The following is a 4,146-nucleotide window of genomic DNA, read 5'->3' as shown; positions in this document are numbered from 1 at the left end:
GGACGATCTCGACGGCGGTGCCGCCGCCGTCGCGCGGCCGCCACTGGATGCTGCCACCCAATTCGCTCGTGACGAGCGTCCGCACAATCTGAAGGCCTAGACCTTCCGTGTATGACCCCTCGGGCAGCCCGACGCCATCATCGGCGATCGTCACCGTGAGGAGTTCATCGCCGCGCTCCCCCGTGGACCGATCGGCCATGAGCCAAACCGTTCCGGCCCGTCCTTCAAGGCCGTGCTCCACCGCATTCGTCACGAGCTCATTGATGACAAGAGCAAGGGGCGTGGCAAAGTCGCTCGGCAACTCGCCGAACAGGCCCGCGCGCTCGGTCCGGACGTGCTGCGAAGGGGACGCTACTTCTGCGGAGAGCCGGAACTGGCGTCCAATGAGTTCATCGAAATCAACGCTCTGCGTGAGGCCTTGCGAAAGTGTCTCGTGAACCAAGGCAATCGTCGCCACTCGCCGCATTGCCTGCTCCAGGCCTTGCTTCGCCTCATCGCTGACCATCCGTCGCGACTGCATGCGCAGCAAAGCCGCCACCGTCTGCAGGTTGTTTTTGACGCGGTGGTGGATTTCACGAATTGTCGCGTCCTTGGTCACCAGCTCGAGCTCACGGCGTCGCAGTTCGGACACGTCGCGGCACAGCACCAAGGCTCCGAAGCGATGCTTCTCGTCACGCAACGGAATCGCGCGCAACGACAAGCTGACACCGCGGGACTCGATCTCGCTCCTCCAGGGCATCCGACCCGTGACGACCAGCGGCAATGTCTCGTCCACCATCCGCCGGTCCTTGAGGAGTCCTGCGGTTACTTCCGCAAGGGACCGTCCTTCCAAGGTTTCCACCTCGCCGAGGCGACGGAAGGCGGAGACACCGTTTGGACTCGCATACTGGACGATCCCGTCGGCGTCGAGCCTTATCAGGCCGTCACCCACGCGGGGAGCGCCACGGCGGGAACCCGTCGGTGAAGCGAAATCCGGCCAGAGTCCCAGCGTTCCCATCCGGAGCAGATCGTAGGCGCATTGCCGATAGGTGAGCTCCAGGCGGGAAGGCATCCGCGAACTGGAAAGGTCCATATGCGACGTGACGACGGCAAGGGTCCGTCCGTTCCTGACCATGGGAACCGCCTCGACGCGCAGGGCCATCTCGCTGCTCCAGCTCGTTTCGCTGGAGCGTTCGATGGAACGGCTGGACCACGCTTTGTCGACTATCGGTCGCAGATCCGAGCGGATGCCTTCCCCGACGAAGTCCGCATGAAACACCGTGTGGCTCGTCGACGGCCTCACGTGAGCAAGCGCGATGTAACCGAATTCAGGATGCGGAAACCATAGGGCCAAGTCCGCGAACGCCAGGTCGGCGACCATCTGCCAGTCGCCGACCAGGAGGTGCAGCCATTCGGCATCTCCAGGCCCGAAATCAGCGTGCTCCCTGATGGGGTCTGTAAAGATTGCCACTGCACCTCCATATAACGCCCGGGCTTGTCCCTAGCGTCGAACGATTGACCTCAAGAGCCTCAATGCTACCGACAGAGAAGCCATGTCGTCGGCCTCCAGCGCGTTGACCTCGTCGAACATGCTCTTCGCGCGGCCCAATTGCTCGGCATTGATGCTTCCCAGGCCCGCAAACGGGCCTCGGCGTCGAGGTCGGCGTCGGTCGATTCGAGCACCGATGTCGTCATGTCCGCTACGGTCGAGTAGAGGTCGTCGCGCAGGGCTGCACGGGCAAGAGCCTGCCAGCGGTCATCGCGCGGGAGCGCGGTAATTCGCTCCAGCAATGAATCGACGTGGAAGCGGTCGAATACCGTGTAGTAGACGTGGCTGACCTCTTCCACACGGGCGTCGCGGCTGTGCGTGATCTTGGCGATGTCCAGGAGCACGAAGCTCTCGAACAGCTCGGCCCAGCGATGGGCGAGCGTGTCGGGAAGGCCCCACGAGCGCGCCTTTTCGAGCCAGCCGGTAACGCGCTCTTTGTCGCTGCCGCGCAAGTAGTCGAGCACCCGGGCCCGCATCGGATCCATCATCGGCTTGAATTCCGCGACGATCTCCGAGATCGGCTTCGAGGCGTTGCCCTGGCTCAGCAACCAGCGAACGGCACGGTCCAGAAGCCTCCGGATGTCGAGGTGGACGGTGCTCCAGTGTTCCGTGGGGAACGAGGCAGGCAGGGCATTGAGCTCCCGCACCATCGACTCGAGTTCGTAGATCTCACGGAGGGCTACGAACGCCTTGGCGACGGCGACCTCGGTAGCCGAGGTCTCCTCCATGGTGCGGAAGGCGAAGGTGATCCCGCCCAGGTTGATCATATCGTTGGCCACCACGGTGGCGATGATTTCGCGGCGCAAGGGATGGGTGTCCAGTTCCGCGTCGAACCGCTCTCGGAGCTGCTTCGGGAAGTAGGAGCGGATCGTCTTACGGAACCAGGGGTCATCCGCCAGATCACTGTCCCGCAATGCCGAGCCCAATTCGATCTTGGCGTAGGCGGCGAGCACGGACAGTTCCGGGGACGTCAGGCCCTGGCCCTGTTCCAACCGTTCGCGAAGCGTCTCGGTGGTCGGCAGCGCTTCGAGGTCCCGTTTGAGGTCGGCGGACTTCTCGAGCCAGTCCATCAGGCGCTCGTAGCTCGGGCTCCATTCGGCGACGCGAGTGCGGTCGTTGAGCAAGAGGATGTTCTGATCGATATTGTCTTCGAGCACAAGGCGCCCGACCTCGTCGGTCATGTCGGCGAGGAACGAGGTGCGCTCGGAAGCATCCAGTTTTCCTGCGGCAACCATCCGGTCGACGAAGATCTTGATGTTGACTTCATGGTCGGAGCAATCGACGCCGGCAGAGTTGTCGATTGCGTCGGTGTTGAGGATGACACCCTGCAGAGCGGCCTCGATACGTCCGCGCTGCGTCATTCCGAGGTTGCCGCCTTCGCCCACGACTTTGACGCGGAGTTCGCGCCCGTTCACGCGGATGACGTCGTTTGCCTTGTCTCCCACCTCGGCGTGGGACTCGGTGCTGGCCTTGATGTACGTTCCGATTCCGCCGTTGTAGAGGAGATCGGCCGGAGCGAGGAGGATTGCACGCAGAAGTTCAGGCGGACTCAGCTGAACCGTTCCGTCCGGCAGGCCAAGGGCACGGCGGACTTCCGGCGAGATCGGGATGACCTTGGCCTGGCGGGGGTAGACCCCGCCGCCTGCGCTGATGAGCGAGCGGTCGTAGTCGTCCCAAGAGGAGCGGGGAAGCTCGAAGAGACGCTGCCGCTCGCCGAAGGACGAAGCCGCGTCCGGCGTCGGGTCCAGGAAGATGTGGCGGTGGTCGAAGGCGGCCAGCAGGCGGATGTGCTTGGAAAGCAGCATTCCGTTGCCGAACACGTCGCCGGACATGTCGCCGACGCCAACCACGGTGAATTCCTCGCTCTGGGTGTCAAGGTCCAGCTCGCTGAAGTGGCGCTTGACCGACTCCCATGCGCCGCGGGCCGTAATGGCCATGGCCTTGTGGTCGTACCCCACGGAACCACCGGAAGCGAATGCGTCCCCCAGCCAGAATCCATACTCGGCGGCCAGGCCGTTCGCGGTGTCCGAGAAGGTAGCGGTGCCCTTGTCAGCTGCCACCACCAGGTACGAATCGTCGTCATCCTGACGGACAACGTCCGACGGCGGCACAATCTTCTCGCCGTCGCCTGTGGTCACGAGGTTGTCGGTGAGGTCGAGCAGGCCGCGGATGAAGGTCTTGTAGCTTTCGATGCCCTCGGCCATCCATGCGGCACGGTCAAGTGTCGGATCCGGAAGTTGCTTCGCGAAGAATCCGCCCTTGGCGCCGGTCGGCACAATCACGGCGTTCTTGACGGTCTGTGCCTTGACCAGCCCGAGGATCTCGGTCCGGAAGTCTTCACGGCGGTCCGACCACCGCAAACCGCCACGGGCCACCTTGCCGAAGCGCAAGTGCACGCCTTCAACGCGAGGCGAGTACACCCAGATCTCGTACTTTGGCCGCGGGAACGGCAGTCCGTCGATCGTGGTCGGATCGAGCTTGAAGCTGACGTACGACTTGCCCTGGAAGTAGTTCGTGCGCAGCGTCGACTCGATGAGGTTGACGAAAGTCCGCAGGACCCGGTCGGCGTCGAGCGTTGCCACCTGGTCAATTGCTTCGGCCAGTGCGGCGCGGGCGCC

The 4,146-nt window shown here is 63.6% G+C and carries 1 protein-coding gene and 1 pseudogene; both read right to left on the bottom strand.

What is annotated here, in order from left to right; all coding sequences use genetic code 11:
• Nucleotides 1-1,450: sensor histidine kinase (locus AHiyo1_RS02860; RefSeq protein WP_059387550.1), on the bottom strand; the 1,450-nt coding region annotated here is incomplete at its 3' end.
• 30 nt (nucleotides 1,451-1,480) lie between these two features.
• Nucleotides 1,481-4,146, bottom strand: a pseudogene (locus AHiyo1_RS02855) (NAD-glutamate dehydrogenase domain-containing protein); the annotation flags it as partial.

This window comes from Arthrobacter sp. Hiyo1 (genome assembly GCF_001263615.2).
In the GTDB taxonomy this organism is placed as follows: domain Bacteria; phylum Actinomycetota; class Actinomycetes; order Actinomycetales; family Micrococcaceae; genus Arthrobacter.
This window is presented reverse-complemented; position numbering and strand designations above follow the sequence as displayed.